14 protein-coding genes are annotated in these 17,668 nt (G+C 74.5%); 6 read left to right on the top strand and 8 right to left on the bottom strand.

Annotation, left to right across the window (positions count from 1 at the left end; genetic code table 11):
* Nucleotides 1-68: 68 nt before the first annotated feature.
* Nucleotides 69-1,586 carry a DNA-binding protein NsdB gene (locus tag ACFO3J_RS08565; protein WP_386427732.1) on the bottom strand — a complete coding sequence of 506 codons (1,518 nt, stop codon included), beginning with the start codon at nucleotides 1,584-1,586 and terminating at the stop codon, nucleotides 69-71.
* A gap of 341 nt (nucleotides 1,587-1,927) precedes the next feature.
* Between ACFO3J_RS08565 and ACFO3J_RS08560 the strand changes: the two genes are divergently transcribed.
* Together ACFO3J_RS08560 and ACFO3J_RS08555 are read left to right on the top strand one after the other, a co-directional pair.
* Complete coding sequence (locus tag ACFO3J_RS08560) at nucleotides 1,928-3,010, top strand: aminoglycoside phosphotransferase family protein (protein WP_386427730.1); 1,083 nt, start codon at nucleotides 1,928-1,930, stop codon at nucleotides 3,008-3,010.
* Nucleotides 3,011-3,134: 124 nt separating this feature from the next.
* A complete protein-coding gene (locus ACFO3J_RS08555) occupies nucleotides 3,135-5,171 on the top strand; it encodes an N-acetylmuramoyl-L-alanine amidase (RefSeq protein ID WP_386427728.1) in 2,037 nt (678 codons plus the stop codon).
* Nucleotides 5,172-5,234: 63 nt separating this feature from the next.
* On the opposite strand, the gene ACFO3J_RS08550 is transcribed toward ACFO3J_RS08555, so the two are convergent.
* From ACFO3J_RS08550 to ACFO3J_RS08540, 3 genes are all read right to left on the bottom strand, one after another.
* Nucleotides 5,235-5,735 (bottom strand): hypothetical protein, encoded by a 501-nt coding sequence (locus ACFO3J_RS08550; protein ID WP_386427726.1) that lies wholly within the window; start codon nucleotides 5,733-5,735, stop codon nucleotides 5,235-5,237.
* 61 nt (nucleotides 5,736-5,796) lie between these two features.
* Nucleotides 5,797-8,514 carry an ATP-binding protein gene (locus ACFO3J_RS08545; protein WP_386427724.1) on the bottom strand — a complete coding sequence of 906 codons (2,718 nt, stop codon included), beginning with the start codon at nucleotides 8,512-8,514 and terminating at the stop codon, nucleotides 5,797-5,799.
* A gap of 403 nt (nucleotides 8,515-8,917) precedes the next feature.
* Nucleotides 8,918-9,556, bottom strand: coding sequence for a CGNR zinc finger domain-containing protein (locus ACFO3J_RS08540; RefSeq protein WP_386427723.1), 639 nt, complete (start codon nucleotides 9,554-9,556; stop codon nucleotides 8,918-8,920).
* A gap of 48 nt (nucleotides 9,557-9,604) precedes the next feature.
* On the opposite strand from ACFO3J_RS08540, the gene ACFO3J_RS08535 reads away from it, so the two are divergent.
* Nucleotides 9,605-9,778 carry a hypothetical protein gene (locus ACFO3J_RS08535; RefSeq protein WP_386427722.1) on the top strand — a complete coding sequence of 58 codons (174 nt, stop codon included), beginning with the start codon at nucleotides 9,605-9,607 and terminating at the stop codon, nucleotides 9,776-9,778.
* On the top strand, nucleotides 9,775-10,476 hold the full coding sequence (locus ACFO3J_RS08530; protein WP_386427720.1) for a maleylpyruvate isomerase family mycothiol-dependent enzyme: 702 nt from the start codon (nucleotides 9,775-9,777) through the stop codon (nucleotides 10,474-10,476). The genes ACFO3J_RS08535 and ACFO3J_RS08530 overlap by 4 nt, the downstream gene beginning before the upstream one ends.
* A gap of 62 nt (nucleotides 10,477-10,538) precedes the next feature.
* Here ACFO3J_RS08530 and ACFO3J_RS08525 read toward each other — a convergent pair whose 3' ends face one another.
* Complete coding sequence (locus tag ACFO3J_RS08525) at nucleotides 10,539-10,778, bottom strand: DUF397 domain-containing protein (RefSeq protein WP_093716245.1); 240 nt, start codon at nucleotides 10,776-10,778, stop codon at nucleotides 10,539-10,541.
* 226 nt (nucleotides 10,779-11,004) lie between these two features.
* On the opposite strand from ACFO3J_RS08525, the gene ACFO3J_RS08520 reads away from it, so the two are divergent.
* A complete protein-coding gene (locus ACFO3J_RS08520) occupies nucleotides 11,005-11,577 on the top strand; it encodes an isochorismatase family protein (protein ID WP_386427718.1) in 573 nt (190 codons plus the stop codon).
* 37 nt (nucleotides 11,578-11,614) lie between these two features.
* Here ACFO3J_RS08520 and ACFO3J_RS08515 read toward each other — a convergent pair whose 3' ends face one another.
* Both ACFO3J_RS08515 and ACFO3J_RS08510 read right to left on the bottom strand, forming a co-directional pair.
* Nucleotides 11,615-12,460 carry an endonuclease/exonuclease/phosphatase family protein gene (locus ACFO3J_RS08515; RefSeq protein WP_386427819.1) on the bottom strand — a complete coding sequence of 282 codons (846 nt, stop codon included), beginning with the start codon at nucleotides 12,458-12,460 and terminating at the stop codon, nucleotides 11,615-11,617.
* 170 nt (nucleotides 12,461-12,630) lie between these two features.
* A complete protein-coding gene (locus ACFO3J_RS08510; RefSeq protein ID WP_386427716.1) occupies nucleotides 12,631-14,874 on the bottom strand; it encodes a serine/threonine-protein kinase in 2,244 nt (747 codons plus the stop codon).
* 275 nt (nucleotides 14,875-15,149) lie between these two features.
* On the opposite strand from ACFO3J_RS08510, the gene ACFO3J_RS08505 reads away from it, so the two are divergent.
* Complete coding sequence (locus ACFO3J_RS08505; RefSeq protein WP_386427714.1) at nucleotides 15,150-16,529, top strand: LCP family protein; 1,380 nt, start codon at nucleotides 15,150-15,152, stop codon at nucleotides 16,527-16,529.
* Nucleotides 16,530-16,559: 30 nt separating this feature from the next.
* Here ACFO3J_RS08505 and ACFO3J_RS08500 read toward each other — a convergent pair whose 3' ends face one another.
* Nucleotides 16,560-17,645 carry an S-(hydroxymethyl)mycothiol dehydrogenase gene (locus ACFO3J_RS08500; protein ID WP_386427712.1) on the bottom strand — a complete coding sequence of 362 codons (1,086 nt, stop codon included), beginning with the start codon at nucleotides 17,643-17,645 and terminating at the stop codon, nucleotides 16,560-16,562.
* Nucleotides 17,646-17,668 lie beyond the last annotated feature (23 nt).

The raw sequence follows: 17,668 nt of genomic DNA, 5'->3' as shown, positions 1-17,668 counted from the left end.
AGTCCGGCCCGTTCGGCGTCAGGCCGGTGCGACGGCCCTGCCCGGCCGGGAATCGGTCGGAGGCCCGGTCATACGGACATCCTCCCGCTGCCCCTGCCGCCGGGGTTCCTGAACGGAGCCCGGCCGGTGTTCCTGGCCTTGCGGCGGGGCATCACGGCCTCGATCTCCAGCCGCAGGTCCTGGATCCGGCGGTGCCCGGCGTACCGCTCGCTGAGCTGATAGGTGGCGTACAACCGGTCCCAGGTGCGGTGCGAGGAGGTCTGGCCGATGAGCAGCAGCGCCCGGCGGGCATGGGCGTCGGCCTTGTCGGGGTCGCCCTCGATGAAGCAGGCGGCGGCCAGCGAGAGATAGTCGAAGATCGTCGAGCGTTCATGGCCGCCGGTGCGCAGCTCGATCGCCTGCTCGGCGTGGAGCTGCGCGGGTACGGCCGCCGACGGCTCGAAGTCGGCGAGGGTGCGGAAGGCCAGCGCCTGCATGCCGTGCAGATCGGCCTCGTCGAAGTTCTGCATCCAGCTCGCCGGCGCCACGTCGCTCCGGTCGGAGACGAAGAGGTCCTCGGCGTTGCCCAGGGTGCGCCGCACCTCCTGGCCGCGGCCCATGGCCGCCTGCGCCCAGGCCTCGATGGTCTCCAGCATGGCCAGGGTCCGGGGCGGGGCGCTGTCCCCGCCGCCGGTCTTGGCCAGCTTCATCAGGTCCAGCGCCTCCTCCGGGCGGTTGAGGTGCACCATCTGGCGGGCGGCTCTGGACAGCGCCTCGCCGGCCCGCGGCCGGTCGCCGCCTTCCCGGGCGGCGTGCGCGGCGAGCACGAAGTAGTTCTGGGCGGTGCGTTCCAGGCCGACGTCGTGCGACATCCAGCCGGCCAGCACCGCCAGGTTGGCGGCCACTCCCCACAAGCGGGCCTGCAGCTGCGGCGGATGGCGGTAGGAGAGCATGCCGCCCACCTCGTTGAGCTGGCCCACCACGGCCTTGCGCTGCAGGCCGCCGCCGCGGGAGGCGTCCCAGGCCCGGAAGACCTCGACGGAGTGCTCCAGGGACTCGATCTCCTGGAAGCCGACGGGGGCGGCCTCGTAGCGGTCGTGGTCGGAGGGGTCGGCGTGCAGGGGGTCGTCGAAAACGGGGGCGTCGGCCGCGAGGGCCGGATCGGTGTGCAGCCACTCGTACATGGCCGCGCTGAGTACGGAACCGGAGGCGAGCGCGGCGCCCGCGCCCACCAGACCGCGTCGGTTGAGCATGAGGTCCATTCCCGTGAATTCGGTGAGGGCCTCGGCGGTTCGTTCCGGCTGCGACAACGGCAGGCCGTTCCCGGTCTGTCTCTTCCCTGTCTGCCGGCGCCGGTCGAACCCGAGATCCTCGATGGTCACGACACGGCCGAGACGCTCGGTGAACAGCGCCGCCAGCACCTTCGGCACGGGATCGCGCGGCGATTCGCCGGTGTCGATCCAGCGGCGCACCCGCGAGGTGTCGGTCGCCAGCTGCGGGTGGCCCATGGCCGCCGCCTGCCGGTTGACCAGCCGTGCGAGTTCGCCCTTGGACCAGCCGGTGAGGCCGAACAGGTCCGCGAGTCGGGTGTTGGCTTCGCTGCCCACGTCAAGCCCCCAGGTTCCTCGGCACAGTTGACAGTATTCCCGGCGGCATCGGCGCCGCGAGTATTCGCCAGGGTTCGCCAGGGTCCGCCAGATGGTCTGCCACCCGCGCCCGGGTGTCAGGTAGGAAAGCGCCACCCCGCCCGGCAACTGCCGGGCTCCGGCCGGTCCTTCAGGGGACCGGGGCCGGGAGGGTACGGCGCGAGGACGGGCCGTCTCCACCGGCCGGGTCCGCATTCCCCAGGGTGCGGCGCCCGGCCGGCGGGTACGGACTCGGCCCCGCCCGTCACCGCTGTGGTGGCGCCCCTGAACTCGTAGGCACGCGAAGGGATCTGCTCTCCGTCATGTATCCGGCATCGTCCTCCGTGTCCGCCCCGCCCCGCCTCGCCTACCCGTCGGTCGTCGAGCCGGGGCCCAGACCCCGCCAGGTCACCGCGGTCCGGCGCGGTCCGGCGACCGGCTCCCATCCGCTCAGCGGGAGAATCGACTTGACCGGCCCGCAGGGCGCCCAGTTGCGCAGCGCGGTCGCCGCGGTACAGCGCATCTGTCCCGAGTTCACCCCAGTCCAGCTGATGCGCCGCGGCGGCCGTACGGCGCTGCTGATCGGCAGCTCCGGCCGTGCCCCGGCGGTCGCCAAGTGCCTGCTCGACCACTCCCCCGCCTGGGCGGAACGTTTCCGCCATGAGATAGCCGCGTACCGCACCTTCGTACGGCATCGGCCGCCGGTCCGCGCGCCGCGGCTGATCGCCGCCGACCCGGAGAGCTGCGTGCTGGTGATGGAGCGGATGCCCGGCCGGGTGGTGTCGCCCCAGCGGCACCCCTCGCATCCGCCGACCAGGGGCGATGTGCGCGCCGCTCTGTCGGCGTACTCGCGGATCAATATGTGGCGGCCGCCGCCCGGCTCCTTCGACGCCCCGATCGACTATCCGGCGCGGATCAACCGCTACCACGAACTCGGGCTGCTGACCGACCGGGACATGGGCGACCTGCACAAGCTGCTGCACGGACTCAGCCACGCCCAGGGGCAGTTCTGCCACGGCGACGCGCTGCTGTCCAATGTGCTGCTGTCCCCGGCGGGGCCCTCGCTGGTCGACTGGGAGCACGCCGGCTGGTATCTGCCGGGCTTCGACCTGGCGGTGCTGTGGACGGTGCTCGGCGACGACCTCGCCGCGCGCCGGCAGATCAGCAAGCAGGCGCAGGACGCCGGGCCGGCCGCGCGGGACGCGTTCCTGGTGAATCTGATGCTGGTGCTGACCCGGGAGATCCGCACCTACGAGCTGGCCGTGCAGCGCACCATGCGGGCGACCGGTCCGGTGCCGCCGGGCTCGGCCGAGGCGGGCGAGGAGCAGCGGCTGCTGCTGCGGAGGCTGCACGACGACTGCGGGATGGCGCGCGGGGCGGTCAGAGCGGCGGTGGGCACCCGCTGAGCCGGCGCCGACGCGGGCGGACTTTCGCGCCCACGGGCAAGTGACGGGCGGACGGATGTTGACGGACGGCTGACGGGCAACTGACAGGCGGTTGACGGACGTTCCGTCAGCGGATACCTCTGTGATGGCCGATGGACCGGCATCTCATGGAGGAGGACCTGTGCCAGGAACCGCTCCCCCGTCCCACATACGCCGCGCCCGGCGTCTCCCGCGTACGGTGACGGCGGTCGCCGCGGCCGCGGCCCTGCTGCCCCTCTTCGGGACGGCGCAGGCCGCGGAACCGGCGCCGGGCGCCGCGGCCGGCCCGCTCCAGCGGGCCTTCGACGACGCCGCCCGGCGCTATCACGTGCCGCAGAGCGTGCTACTCGGTGTGTCCTACCTGGAGTCCCGCTGGGACGGTCACCAGGGCATGCCGAGCGTCACCGGCGGCTACGGACCGATGCATCTCACCGACGCCCGCACCGCGCTGGAAGACCACCCGGCCGCGGCGGTCGGCGACGGCGGGGACGACGGCCGCGGCGACACCTCCCGGCCGCTGATCACCCGGGTGACCGTCGAGGCGCCCGATGTCGCGGCCCTGCCGGCCGCCCTCACCACCCTGGACCGGGCCGCCACCCTCACCGGCCTGTCCGCGGCGGCGCTGCGCACCGACCCGGCCGCCAACGCGGCCGGCGGCGCCGCCCTGCTGGCCGACACCCAGGCCTCGCTCGGCCTGCCGGAGAGCGCGGACCCCGCCGACTGGTACGCCGCCGTGGCCCGCTACTCCGGCGCCGACGACCGGGCCACCGCGGACTCCTTCGCCGACGACGTCTTCGCGGCGATCCGGCAGGGCCGGAGCAGGACGACCGACGCCGGCCAGCGGGTGGCGCTGACCGCCCTGCCCTCCCTGCGGCCGGCCCCGGGTCAGGCGGCCCGGGTCGGCCTGCGCCCGTCGGACACCGCCGGGACCGAGTGCCCGCCGGGGCTGGGCTGCGAGTGGGTGCCGGCGCCGTACGAGCAGACCGGTGGCGGCGACTACGGCAACCACGACCTCGCCGACCGCCCGTTCGACGAGAAGATCGACACCATCGTCATCCACGACACCGAGGGCTCGTGGGACAGCGCGATGCAGCTGGTCCAGGATCCGACGTATCTGGCCTGGCACTACACCGTCCGGTCGTCCGACGGGCATGTCGCCCAGCATCTGAGGACCAGGGACGTGGGCTGGCACGCGGGCAACTGGTACACCAACGCCAAGTCGATCGGCATCGAGCACGAGGGCTTCCTGGTGGATCCGGACGCCTGGTACACCGAGGCGATGTACCAGGCGTCGGCCCGGCTGGTGAGGTATCTGGCCGCCGAATACCGCATACCGCTGGACCGGCAGCACATCCTCGGCCACGACAATGTGCCGGGACCCACCGCCGACTACATCCCGGGGATGCACACCGACCCGGGTCCGTACTGGGACTGGGGCCACTACCTGGCACTGCTCGGCGCCCCGGTCCGCGCCACGGCCGGCTCCTGGGGCGGCATCGTGACGATCGACCCGGACTACGGCACGAACCAACCGCTCTACACCGGCTGCGTCACCGCGGGCGACACCTGCCCGGCGCACGGCTCGACCGCCGTACGCCTCTACACCGCCCCCAGCCAGGACGCGCCGCTGGTCCGCGACACCGGGCTGCACGGCGCGACCGGGGCGAGCACCACCGGGGTCAACGACATGGGCGCGCGGGCCTCGACCGGCCAGCAGTTCGCGGTCGCCGAGCGGCGGCGTGACTGGACAGCGGTGTGGTATCTCGGCCAGAAGGCGTGGTTCCACGACCCGGCGGCGGACCCGGCGGCGGTGGACTCGGTCGGCCTGGTGATCACCCCGAAGGCGGGTCTCGCCGCCGTCCCGGTCTACGGCCGCGCCTACCCCGAGGCGTCCGCCTTCCCGGCCGGTGTGCCCGTCCAGGCGCTCAGCCCGATGCCGTACCAGGTGCCCGCGGGCCAGCGCTATGTGGTCGGCGGCGCGGTGCACGGCGAGTACTTCTACGCGGTGACCTTCGACACCGCGAGCCACCGGGTGGTGCGCGGCAGCCAGCTCTACTACGAGATCCAGCTCGGCGCGAGGGTGGAGTACGTCAAGGCCGACGACGTGACGCTGCTGCCGTCGGTGCTCGGCGCCCCGCACTGATCCGCGGCGGCGCCCCGGCCCGGGGCGCCGCCGACGCCGGCCGGGCTGCCGCGGACCGGACGTCTAGCTGGCCTGGAACATCTCGGCGGGCAGCGGCTTGAGCAGTTGGTACAGGTCGTCCGTGATGGGCCGGTCCCAGGTGGCGATGGTGACCTGGACGCCGTCGCTGCGGTCGAACTGGGCACAGGCGACCCGCGACTCGGAGATCTTGATCCGCCGGACGATCAGCAGGCTGTCGCCGTGCATCACCGGGGTGTCCTCGGACTCGGTGACCTCGGCGGGCTCGTCGTTGCCGAGCGCGGCCAGCAGCTGGGCCACCTCGAAGGGCACCTGGCCCTCCTCCAGCTCACGGGCCGGTGAGCCGGGCGGCAGATTGCCGATCAGCATCGCCGGGCCGCGCCCGCCGAACAGGTCGTAGCGCAGATAGATGCCCTGACATCGGCCGTCGGGCCCCGGCAGCAGGCCCGCGCCCAGGTCACCGGGCCAGTCCCCCGGGTCCATCGCGAGGACGTCGAAGTCCGGACCGGTGGGCGTGGCTGCGCTACGGCGGCGGAGGAAGGACATACAGCCATCGTACGGGGTGGGCGGGTGCCCCCGGAGCCGGACGCCGGGGGTCGCGGGGGCGCTAGGAAGGTCGCGGGCCGGGTGCCTTTCCCGCTGTGGGGCGGGTGGCGGGCACGCCGGCCGGGCGCAGCGGCGCTATCAGCGCGAGTTCCCGGCGCGCGGTGTCCGCCAGGCCGTCCGCGCCGCACCGCAGCGCGCCCTCCAGGCCGCGGTGCAGCCGGTCGGCGGCCTCGGCCAGTACCCCGGTGCGGCGCAGCGCCGAGCCGTGGGCGACCAGCGCGCGGGCCAGCTGGTACGCCGACGGGGACGTCTCCAGCCGGGCCACGGACTCCGCCAGCAGGTCGAGACCGCGCTCGTCGCCGATCACCTCGGCGGCGATCCGCAGGCTGTGCCCGATCGTGGAGGCGGCGCCGAACTGCCGGGCCCGGGCCACCGCGTCCAGCGCGGTCCGCTCGGCGCGTTCGGGGGCGTCGTGCGACTCGGCGAGCGCGAGGTCCAGCTGCCAGGGGCACCAGGCCGGGTTGCGCATCCCGCGCGGGTCCAACCGGCGCCCGACGGAGGACAGTTCCGCAGCCGCTTCCTTGTACAGGCCCCGGGCGAGCAGGAGTTCGCCGTGCACGGCCTGGGCATCGGGGAAGGTGACAGTGGCCGGGAAGGGCTCCTGGAAGGAGTACTCGGCGGCGAGCGCGGTGGCTTCCGCGGTGCGCCCCCGGGCCAGCAGGATCTCGATCAGCACCGCGACCGAATACCACTGCACGGGAGTGACGCGGCCGACGCGCTCGGCCAGCCGCAGCCCGTCCCGGGCCAGTTCCTCGGCTTCGGCGAGACGTCCGCGCCGGTAGCGGACGTAACCGAGCAGCAGATAGCCGAAGGACAGGTGGGCGCCCCGCCAGCCCTGCCGCTCGAAGTCGGCGATGCCGGTGGCGAAATACTCCTCGGCGCGCTCGGGCTGGTCGGCGTACATATAGGTGATGGCGGCGAGCACCGGCACTTCGAAGCCCCGGTTCTCGTCGGCCCACGGCAGGCCCGCCTCCAGGGCGCGGCCGGCGTGCCGCAGCACGGTGGAGGTGTGCTCGCCGCGCAGGGTGGCGTCCCAGGCGCGCAGCGCGATGATGTAGCGCTCGGTGACGTCGCGGCCGGTGAGCCGGTCCGCGAGCCTGGTCAGCCGCCGGGAGCGGGACGGCGAGTCGGGTTCGTCGGCGCGGAAGGCGTCCCACATGAACTGCTCGGCCTGCATCCGCAGCCGGGTCCGGGCGTCGGTGGCGGTGCGCGCGGCGTGGGTGACCAGTTCGGCGGCCTCGGTCATCCGGTCGCTGTGCGCGAGGGACTGGGAGAGCCGGAAGAGGATGCCGTCGCGCAGCGCCGGGTCGTCGATCGGCTCCTCGAGGGCGGCGCGCAGGTGGTTGACCGTGGTGGACGGCTCCAGCAGCTGGGAGGAGCAGCCCAGCTCGTAGAGCACCGCGGCGCGTTCCTCGGGCGGCGGCGGTTCGCGCAGTGCCCGGGCGAGCAGGGTGCGGGAGGCCTCCGGGGCGCCGGCCCGCAGCGTCTCCCGGGCGGCGGCGCGCAGTTGGTGGACCACCCACGGGTCGCCCTCGGGGTGGGTCTCCAGCAGGTGCCGGGCCGCGGCGGTCGGACCCTGCCCGGCGTCGATGACCGACCAGGCGGCCTGTCCGTGCAGGGCGACGCGTACGGCGTCGGGGATGGCGCGGTAGACGGCGGTGGCGATCAGCGGGTGGACGAACCCGAGGGTCTGGGAACCGGTGAGGATCCGGGCCTCGCGCAGCCGGTCGGCGCAGTCGGCGGCCTCCTCCCGGCCGAGCCCGGCGACGGTGGCGGCCAGCGCGGGATCGGTCTCGGTGCCGAGGACTGCGGCGGCCCAGGCGAGCCGCACCGTCGAAGGGCCGAGCCGTTCCAGCCGGGTGATCAGGCCGCGGCCCTTCACCGCCGCCACCAGGTCCCGTAACAGGTGGGTGCTGGTCTCGTCCGGGCGCAGGCCCCGGTCGCGGACCTTGACGCTCAGTTCGACGGCCTCGAAGGGGTTCCCTGCGGTGACCGCCCAGCACTCGCGGCAGAAGGCGTCGTCGGCGTGTGCGCCGACCGAGTCGCGCACCAGCTCGGTGATGGCGTCGGCGGTGAGGGGTGCCAGGCCGATGGGGCGGTGTCCGGCGCGGCCGGGCAGGCCGCGGAACGCCTCGGCGCCGGCCGGGAGTTCGTCGGGCCGGTAGGCGACCACGATGAGCAGGGCGAGTTCGTCGGCGCGCGGCGCGAACGCGGCCAGCCAGTTGAGGGACTGGGGGTCGGCCCAGTGCGCGTCGTCCAGTACCAGGACCACCGGGGCGTGCTGCACGGTGAGATGGGTGAGCACCCAGTCGAGGCCGTCGCGCAGACCCTGCGGGTCGGGAGCGGGGCCGTCCGCGGTGCACAGGCCGAGGGCGGGGCCGACGATGCCGTACCAGCTGCCCAGGGTGGCGCGGATCTCCGGGTCGGGGCTGCCGGCCAGCCGGGGCTGGAGGAGTTGCCGGGCCACATGGAAGGCGACCTGCTGCTCCTGGTCGCCGCCACGGGCGGACAGTACGGCGCAGCCGCGGGCGGCGGCCCGGCGGCGTACCTCCGCGAGCAGCGTGGTCTTGCCCAGACCCGCCGGGCCGGCGAAGGCCAGCAGTCCGCCGCGCGGGCTGCCGCGGTCACCGGTGAGTTCCGCCAACGCCTCGTCGACGGCCGCGAGTTCGTCCTCACGTTCGAGAAGCGCGCGCCGGTTGCCCCGATGGCGCTGCGTCATGGTGCACCCCCTGCCCTCCGGTGGGCGCGCGCCCGGCGCACGACGTGCCGTACGACCACCGATCCGGTGGGCTCACAGCGTACGCTGTCGGCTGCTGTGTGTGAGGGGTGAACGGCGGTGGAACGGCGAGGAATTCGCCGCGGGCCGCCGTGCCGGTCAGCCACTGGCAGGAGACACGACCGGCACGGCGCCGGCGGCGGCACCGTGGAGGCACCCTTCGGGCCGACCCACAGGGGACACTGCCACGGCTGCCCCCTTCCCACCAGTTCCCATGAGTCCCGCACCGCCTCCAAGCTCCCTTGCGCCCCAGATGCGCCCCCCTTGCCGTCCGCAAGCCGGCCCGCTCGATCGAAGCGGCTCCAGGTCGGCGGGCGGGCCGCGCGCGGTGCGCGGCCGGTGGCTCCTAACCCGGGACCGGGCCGGGTTCGGCGCGGCGGCGGGCCTGGTGGCGGGCCACCCGGGCGCGGTTGCCGCAGGAGGGCTTGCACCACTCCTGGCGGGCGTGTTCCTTGACGAAGTAGCGGACGCAGCGGGGCGCGGGGCAGGCGCGCAGCCGGTCCCGGTCCGGGCCCGCCAGGAAGGCGATGGCCGCGCGGGCGAGGGCGGCGGTGAGCCGGTCGGGAAGGCCCGGGGCGCCGGGCACGGCGCCCCGGGCGGTGGGTGGGCCGTCCGGCGGCCAGTCGAGCCGGGGGGTGACGGGCACCAGCGCCGAGGCCTCGTTCAGGCGGCCGAGGGCCTGTTCGAAGGAGGGCAGCCGGTCCGGGCCGGCGGCGCCGGGCGACCACGGCAGCACGGCCCGGGCGAAGAGCGCGCGGACCGCCGTTCGGACCTCGACCACCGCCGCGAGCGCCGCCGCGTCGACCGGAAAGCCCGCGATGGGCACCGGGCACCCCCGCGCGTCCAGCGCGACCGCGTGCTCGCGCACCCACAGCGCCAGCCCGGCCGGCTCGGCGAGATCGTCGGCGATCCCGCCGCGGCCGTCGTGCCGGATGGTGACGGCGAGATCGAGCGCGAGATCTAGCGAGAGTTGATCAACGTCCATATGCTAATGCTATCGTCGTGATCAACCATTAACAGCGAGGGGGTCTCCGTGTCCGACCTGCGCCAACCGCCGCGCGGCCGTGAGGTGTTCCCGGGCGGGCTGCCGGCGTTCAGCACCACGCAGCCGACCGGTCCGCACGCATTCCTCATCTTTCCGATCTTCCCGATCGACCGCCGGCCAAGCACCGACGAGTGCCCGGAGCGGGGGCGACTGTGGTCGTGACCCCGCGGAGCATCGACCCGGCCGACGTGCAGTCCGCGCTCCACACCGGCCAGCTCCGGCTGCGGAAGCTGCTGACCGGCCTCACCGACGACGCGGTCCGCGAGCCGAGCACCCTGCCCGGCTGGACCCGCGGGCATGTGCTGTCGCACATCGAGGGCATCGGCCTGGCGATGGCCCGGCAGGCGCGGTACGCCCCGCGCGGCCGGCTGATCGAGGTCTACGACGGCGGCCGTCCCGCCCGTGACGCGGCGATCGAGGCCGGGCACCGGCGCAGCGCGGCGCGCTTCCAGGCAGCGCTCACCGACGCGCTCGACGAGGCGGACGCGTCCTGGTCCGCGGTCGGTCCCGACGACTGGCAGCGCCCGGTGAGCTACCGGGACGGCGTGCTGTTCGACGCGGGGCTCGCCTGGTGGCGGGAGTTGGAGATCCACACCACCGATCTCCTGCTCGGCGCCACCGTGGCGGAATGGACGCAGCCGTTCTGCGCGCACCTGGTGGACTTCATGAGCGCCCGGCTGCCGATCGGGGTCGCCCTGACACTCACCGCGACCGACGGCCCCTGGGAGTGGACGCTGGGCACGGGGACGCCGCTGGCGGTCCGGGGCCGGAGCACCGACCTGGCCGCCTGGCTGGCCGGGCGGCACCCGCTCGGCCCGCTGACCGGCGATCCGCTGCCGGCCCTGAACCCCTATCCGTGACGCCCGGCCCGGCCGCCGCACGCGGTGCGGCGGCCGGGCCGATCGCGCCGGGGAACGAGGCGTCAGGTGAGGTCGAACTCGCCGTCACGCGCGCCCAGGACGAAGGCACGCCACTCGGCGGGCGTGAAGATCAGCGCCGGGCCGTCCGGGTTGCGGCCGTCGCGCATGGCGATGTAGCCCTCGACGAAGGCGATCTGCACGTCGCCGGTGCCCTGGCTGCTGGACAGCCACTCCGCGTCCGTCAGGTCGACCTGCGGCTTCTTGCCGTTCGCCAACGGCTGTCCGATGGTGCTCTCCGCCACGTCCGCGCTCCTCCCACATACCACTCCGGGTACCACATGTCGTACGCCTGCAGCCTATCGGCGATGGCCCCGGGCGGATGCGGGAAGACGGAAGCCGCCCCCGGCGTCACTCCCCGGTGTCATGACGCGGGTCATGCCGGGTGCTCTCCTGGGCGAACAACTCCCTTGCGGAGCTTGCGTGTTCGATCACCCGACGCGGGCGTGATCCGCCGGGTAGGGTCCGATCATGACCGCACATGATCACGGTCGCCGGGCCGGCGCCGAACGCGAATCCCCGCTGGCTCCCGGGCTCGACCCCGCCCGCACCGCCCTGGTGCTGATCGACTTGATGGACCGCATCGTCGCGCTGCCGCTGGCCCCTCATCCGGGCTCCGCCGTACTCGACGCGTCGCTCGGGCTGGCCCGGACCTTCCGGGCGGCGGGGGCGCCCGTGGTGGCGGTCCGGGCGCAACGGGCCGGAGTCCCGGACCAGCCGCCGGGCAGCGCCCTGGTGGCGGAGGTCGCCGGGGCCGCCGACCTGGTGGTGGTCAAGCACACCGTCGGCGCCTTCCAGGGCACCGATCTGCACGACCGGCTCAGGGAGCGCGGGGTGCGCACCCTCGTTCTGGCCGGGATCGCCACCAACCTGGGCGTGGAGTCCACCGCGCGGGCCGCCGCCGACCTCGGCTACGGCCTGGTCTTCGCGGCGGACGCGATGTCCGGGATGACGGCCGCCGAGCACGAGGCCTCGGTGGCACTGGACTTCCCCCGCTTCGGCACCGTGGTCCGCGCCGCGCAGGTGGAGTTCGCCGGGGGCTGACCCGGACGGCCGTCGACGGGTCGGGCCGCCGCCCCGGCTACGCGCCCCCGGCGCCCAGCGAGAGTTCGGCGACGACTGCCGCGTGGTCGGACGGCTGGACGCCGTCCACCGGGAGGTGGCCGGCCCGGCGGGCGGAGCGGATCATCCCGCGCCTGCTCGCGTCCGGGACGCCGACGAGGATGTAGTCGATGCAGCTGGGCCCGCGGCCGAAGGTGACCGCTTCCTCGGGGGTCATGTTCCAGGTGCCCCGGGGCAGTTCGGGGTCGGCGAACCGCCAGGCGTCGAGCAGCACCAGGTCGCGGACCGCGGGCGCGGTCTGATAGCCGCGGATCAGCCGCAGTTCGTCGAAGTCGGGTTCGGCGTTGAAGTCGCCGGTCAGCACCGGCGGGTAGGCGCCGTGGGCGCGCTCGCCGATGAAGGCCGCCACCTCGCGCAGCTGCGCGCAGCGCACCGCGGATTCGCCCAGGCCCGAGTTGAGGTGGGTGGTGAAGAAGGGCAGCGGCCCGCCCGGTGCGTCGATCGAGGCGTACAGGGCGGTCTTGCCGTCGTCGCGGAAGTCACCCGCCGGCAGCCGCCGTTCGGCGGTTTCCAGCAGCGGGTGCCGGCTGAGCACCGCCACCCCGACGTCGACCGAGGTGTCGCCGCCGTTGCGCTTGTGCCAGCGGTCCTGGACCGGCGAGCGCGACCAGGTCCAGTGCATACCGAGCCGTTCGGCCAGCCAGCCGGCCAGATTCCCGTCCGGCCCGGTGCCGTCGGCGCTCCCCCACACCTCCTGCAGGCCCAGGACGTCCGGGCGCTCGGCCTCCAGGGTCCGGGCGATCGCCTCGCGGCGCTCCCGCCAGCCGCCGAACCGCCACCAGAGGTTCCAGGTCATCACACGCATCGTGCCGCTCGCGTCGTCCACTCGCCGCCGCTCCTCGCCTCTGCCGGGCCCCGCCCGATCGCACCTGCCGCCCCCGGTGGGACGCCTGCCCCGGCTGATCATCGCGCATGGCGGCGCGCGCCCGGGGTGCCGGGCCCGGGTCGAGGAGCCCGCCGCCGCACCGCCCGAACTCAGAGCCGCTCGGGTGTCTCTTCCCGCTGCTCGCCGACCCGGCGGTACAGAGCCTGTGCCTCGGCGGTGCGCCCGAGTTGGGCCAGGCAGCCGGCCTCGTCGTTGCGGCTGGTGAGGGTGTCGGGGTGGGCCGGGCCGAGGACGCGCTCGCGGGTCTCGGCGACCTCGTGGTAGACGGTGAGCGCCCCGGACCAGCGGCCGAGCCAGCCCAGGCCGACCGCGATCTCCCGTTTGCTGACCAGGGTGTCCGGGTGTCCGGCGCCGAGCAGCCGCTCCCGTACCGCCGCGACATCGCGGGCCTCGGCCAGCGCGCGGTCCCACTGGCCCAGCAGGCCGAGGTTGACACCGAGGGCGTGCCGGGCCCGCAGCGTCTCCAGGTCGGCGGAACCGGCGGTACGGGTCAGGGCCGCGACCAGGTCCTCGTACAGCGCCAGCGCGTCGGCGCTGCGGCCGAGCCGGCCCAGGCAGATGCCGATCTCGTAGCGGGCGGCCAGCGTGTCCCGGTGATCGGCGCCGAGGACGCGCTCACGGATCTCGGCGACCTCGCGGTAGGTCTCCAGCGCCTGCGCCGACCGCCCGGTGCGGGCCAGCGCGTGGCCGACCTCGAATCTGGTCACCAGCGTCCGCTCGTCGTCGGCGCCCAGCACCCGGGCGCGGGCCTCGGCCACCTCGGCGGCGGTGAGATACGCCTCCTCCGCGCGGCCGAGCAGCCCGAGGTTCACGCCGAGGTTGTGCTTGCACTGGAGGGTGTCGGGGTCGTCGGGGCCGGCGGTGCGCTCGCGGGCGGCGAGCACCGCCGAGTACTCCTGGTGTGCCTCCAGGTGGCGGCCGAGCCGGCCGAGTTCGTACGCCGCCTCGTGCCGGGCCACCAGAGTGTCGGGGTCGTCGGGACCGAGCACGCGGCGGCGGGCCTCGGCGACGTACTCGTACATCCGCAGCGCCTCCTCGGTGCGGCCGAGCCGGGTCAGGCAGTGGGCGGCCTCGTGGCGGCTGGCCAGGGTGTCGGGGTGGTCGGTGCCCTGGGCGCGGTCGCGGGCGGCGGCGACGGAGGTGTGCAGGTCGTACGCCTGCCGCCAGTTGCCGATCCGGGCCAGGTCGATGGCCTCGGCGTGCCGGGCGGCCAGCGACGCGAGGGTCTCGGGGCTGGCCTGCTCGGTGACCGGCCGGGTGGACCAGGCGGCGGTCAGTTCGTGGTGCGGCGGGGCGGTGATGCGGTGGGCGCGGGTGGAGCGGGCCGCGCTGCCGGTGGTGAGGCCCCTGGCCCAGCCGGGCAGCGCGGCCGGCACCGGCCGGGTGGTCACCCCGGCCGCCGCCCGCATCGCCTTGAGCCGGCCGCCGACGTCGGCGGCGTCCTGCGGCCGGTGCTCGGGGTCCTTGGCCAGCAGGTCGAGGATGAGCCGTTCGAGTTCCACCGGCAGTTCCGGGCGGCCGACCCGCGGCGGCTCGGGCTGGCTGTCGCGGTGCCCGACCAGGATCGACCAGGCGTCGCCGAGGTCGAACGGCGGGCGCCCGGTAGCCAGTTCGTAGAGCACGCAGCCCAGCGAGTACAGGTCGCTGCGATGGTCGACCTCGGAGGCGTCGATCTGCTCCGGCGACATGTAGTGCGGGGTGCCCATGGCAACGCCGCTGCCGGTGAGGCGGGAGGTGAAGCCGATGTCGTGGCCCAGGCGGGCGATGCCGAAGTCGCAGATCTTCACCGCCCCGTCGGTGAGCCGGATGATGTTGGCCGGTTTCAGATCCCGGTGCACCACCCCCTGGGCGTGGGTGTAGGCGAGCGCGTCGGCGACCTGCTCGGCGATGTCGGTGATGTCCGGGACGGGCAGCGGACTGCGGCCGGCGTCGTCCAGCGTCTGGAGCAGATTGCGCCCGTCGAGCATCTCCATCACCAGGAAGAGCACTCCCTCGTGCTCGCCGAAGTCGTGCACGACGGTGATGCCGCGGTGCTGGAGCGCCGCCGCGACCCTGGCCTCCCGGCGGAATCGCTCCTGGAGGATGCGGGTGAAGCCGGCGTCGCCGGAATGGCCCGCCGGCTTCAGGCATTTCACCGCCACCCGGCGGCCGAGTGATTCGTCCAGCGAGCGCCAGACCTCGCCCATCCCGCCCCGGCCGATCAGTTCGTGCAGCCGGTAACGCCCCTGGATGAGCCTGCCGTTGCCCGCGCTGCCACCCGGTGTCCCGTTGCCCGGATCCTGCTGTCCGCCGCGGTCCCCGTCGTCATGTCCTTCGTGATGTCCAGCCGCCATCGCGCGCCGCCGCCCCCGTGCCTCTCGGTGCTTCCCCGGTCCCAGTATGGCCGCGACCGGCTGCCGGCGGGACAGCGCGTCAGGGCAATTCGGGAGCCGGTCCGGGCGGGCGCCGGGTGGACGGGCGGGTGCCGGGTCCGGCTGCCGGGCCGACACCCCGCCCGCGCGCAGCGGCGATTAGCCGTCCGCGTGGGCGATACTGCGATGGCGCTGGTGGGCGGTTTGTCCACCGGTCCGCGGACGGACGCGAGGACGTACAGAGGGCGTACACACGCATGGCCGACGGGCAGGACAACCACCTCGACAGCGCGGCGGGCGAGCCTCGGCGGCTCCCGCCGGGGACCGACGCGGAAGCCGGCCAGGGGGGCAGCGCGGTGAGGCCGGCCGCCCGGCGCTCGCGCCGCGGCCGGATCGCCCGCTGGGTGACGCTCGGCCTGTCCGTGGCGGTGCTGCTGGCCGCCGGCGCCGGCGCCTTCGTCTACTTCCGGCTGAACGGCAATCTGCGGGAGCTCCCGCTGTTCGGCGGGATCGGGGACGCGGGCGCCGAGCGGCCGGACGCCTTCGGCCGTACCCCGGTCAATGTGCTGGTGATCGGGTCCGACACCCGTTCGGACCCGGCGGACTGCCGGCTCGGGGGCGACTGCGGCCCGGGCCAGAACGCCGATGTGGAGATGGTGCTGCACATCTCCGCCGACCGCTCGCACGCCAGCGTGCTCAGCATCCCCCGCGACACCGTGATGCCGCTGCCGGCCTGCCGCGCTCCCCGGGGCGGCGTCGCGGCCGCGCGGCGCGGCCCGGTCAACTCCACCCTGCAGTACGGCCCGGGCTGCACGGTCGCCGCGGTGCACGCGCTGACCGCCCTTCCCATCGACCACTTCGTGATGGCAGACTTCGCCGGGGTGGTGCGGATGTCCGACGCGGTGGGCGGGGTGCGGGTGTGCGTGGACCGCGACGTCTACGATCCCTTCTCGCGTCTGAAGCTCGCCAGGGGGCGGCATTCGCTGCGGGGCGACGCCGCGCTGGAGTTCCTGCGCTCCCGGCACGCCTTCGGGGACGGCAGCGACCTCGGCCGTACCGACGCCCAGCACCTCTTCCTGGGCGCCCTCGCCCGTCGGATGCGGGCGGGCGGCCGGCTGTCCGACCCCGCGGGCATGCTGTCGACCGCCGACGCGGCGACCAAGGCGCTGACCGTGGACAGCGGACTGGCCGCGATCTCCAAGCTGTACGGGCTCGCCGACGACGTACGCAAGGTGCCGCCCGCCCGCTTCAGCTTCACCACCATGCCCACCCGCCCCGACCCCGACGACCCGAACCGGCTGGTGCCGGGCCCCGCGGCCAGGGGCCTGTTCGCCACCATCGGCGCCGACCGCCCGCTGAGGGTCACCGGCTCCGGGGCGCCCTCGACCGCCGACGCCACCACCTCCCCGAGCGCGTCCCCGGCCGGGAGGGGCGGCCCACCGTCCGACGAGACCTTCGAGGAGCGCGCGGGCCGGGCGGCGGTGTCTCCGCCCGGGCCGACCACCGGTGGCCGCACCGCGGCCGGCGGCGCGTGCGCGAAGGTCTCCACCAGCGCTTCCGTGACGGTCAAGGGCGTCGCGATGACCCCGACGGCGGCCTTCGCCGCCACCCCGCGGATTCCGGTGTCGGCGCGCTGAGCCGCCGGACCGCCAACCGGCCCGCCGATGTCAGAAGAGCACCACCGACCGCAGCACGTCCCCGCGCCGCATGGTCGCGAAGGCCTCCTCCACGTCGCCGAGCCCGATCGTCTCGCTGACGAAGGCCCCCAGGTCCAGCCGCCCCTGCAGGTGGAGGTCGATCAGCACCGGGAAGTCGCGGGAGGGCAGGCAGTCGCCGTACCAGGAGGACTTCAGGGCGCCGCCGCGGCCGAAGACGTCCAGCAGCGGCAGTTTCAGCTCCATCTCCGGGGTGGGGACGCCCACCAGCACGACGGTACCGGCCAGATCCCGGGCGTAGAACGCCTGCTCGTAGGTCTCGGGTCGGCCGACCGCCTCGATCACCACGTCCGCGCCGAAGCCGCCGGTGAGGTCGCGGATCGCCCGCACCGCGTCGGTGGTGCGGGAGTTGACGGTGTGGGTGGCGCCGAGCTTCTCGGCCTGCGCCAGTTTCCGGTCGTCCACGTCGACGGCCACGACGGTGGCGGCGGCGGCCAGCCGGGCGCCCATCACGGCGGCGCCGCCGACCCCGCCGACCCCGATGACGGCCACCGAGTCGCCCCGCCGGACGTCGGCGGTGTTGAGGGCGGCTCCGAGTCCGGCCATCACACCGCAGCCGAGCAGTCCGGCCACCTGCGGCGCGACGGCCGGGTTCACCTTGGTGCACTGGCCGGCCGCCACCAGCGTCTTCTCGGCGAAGGCCCCGATACCCAGCGCGGGCGTGAGTTCGGTGCCGTCGGTCAGCGTCATCTTCTGCCGGGCGTTGTGGGTGTCGAAGCAGTACCAGGGCCTGCCCCGCAGGCAGGCCCGGCAACGCCCGCAGACCGCTCGCCAGTTGAGGATGACGAAATCGCCGGGGGCCACGTCCTCGACGCCCTCGCCGACCTCCTCCACGATCCCCGCGGCCTCATGGCCGAGCAGGAAGGGGAAGTCGTCATTGATGCCGCCCTCGCGGTAGTGCAGATCGGTGTGGCAGACCCCGCAGGCCTGCACCCGGACCACGGCCTCGCCGGGGCCCGGATCGGGGACCACCACCGTCTCGATGGACACCGGCTCGCCCTTGCGCCGGGCCACGACACCCCGCACCTGCTGCGCCATACGGCACCGCCCCTTCCCCCCGG

Source organism: Streptomyces polygonati, from assembly GCF_042650325.1.
Lineage (GTDB): Bacteria > Actinomycetota > Actinomycetes > Streptomycetales > Streptomycetaceae > Actinacidiphila > Actinacidiphila polygonati.
The sequence above is the reverse complement of the archived record's forward strand: the minus strand, read 5'-3'. Positions and strand labels throughout refer to the sequence as shown.

Bases quoted from the DNA above. Each gene is read 5' to 3' on its own strand.
- ACFO3J_RS08560 (WP_386427730.1), top strand. From the start codon at position 1,928: ATGTATCCGGCATCGTCCTCCGTGTCCGCCCCGCCCCGCCTCGCCTAC.
- ACFO3J_RS08555 (WP_386427728.1), top strand. From the start codon at position 3,135: ATGGCCGATGGACCGGCATCTCATGGAGGAGGACCTGTGCCAGGAACC.
- ACFO3J_RS08550 (WP_386427726.1), bottom strand. From the start codon at position 5,735: ATGTCCTTCCTCCGCCGCCGTAGCGCAGCCACGCCCACCGGTCCGGAC.
- ACFO3J_RS08545 (WP_386427724.1), bottom strand. From the start codon at position 8,514: ATGACGCAGCGCCATCGGGGCAACCGGCGCGCGCTTCTCGAACGTGAG.
- ACFO3J_RS08540 (WP_386427723.1), bottom strand. From the start codon at position 9,556: ATGGACGTTGATCAACTCTCGCTAGATCTCGCGCTCGATCTCGCCGTC.
- ACFO3J_RS08520 (WP_386427718.1), top strand. From the start codon at position 11,005: ATGACCGCACATGATCACGGTCGCCGGGCCGGCGCCGAACGCGAATCC.
- ACFO3J_RS08515 (WP_386427819.1), bottom strand. From the start codon at position 12,460: ATGCGTGTGATGACCTGGAACCTCTGGTGGCGGTTCGGCGGCTGGCGG.
- ACFO3J_RS08510 (WP_386427716.1), bottom strand. From the start codon at position 14,874: ATGGCGGCTGGACATCACGAAGGACATGACGACGGGGACCGCGGCGGA.
- ACFO3J_RS08505 (WP_386427714.1), top strand. From the start codon at position 15,150: ATGGCCGACGGGCAGGACAACCACCTCGACAGCGCGGCGGGCGAGCCT.
- ACFO3J_RS08500 (WP_386427712.1), bottom strand. From the start codon at position 17,645: ATGGCGCAGCAGGTGCGGGGTGTCGTGGCCCGGCGCAAGGGCGAGCCG.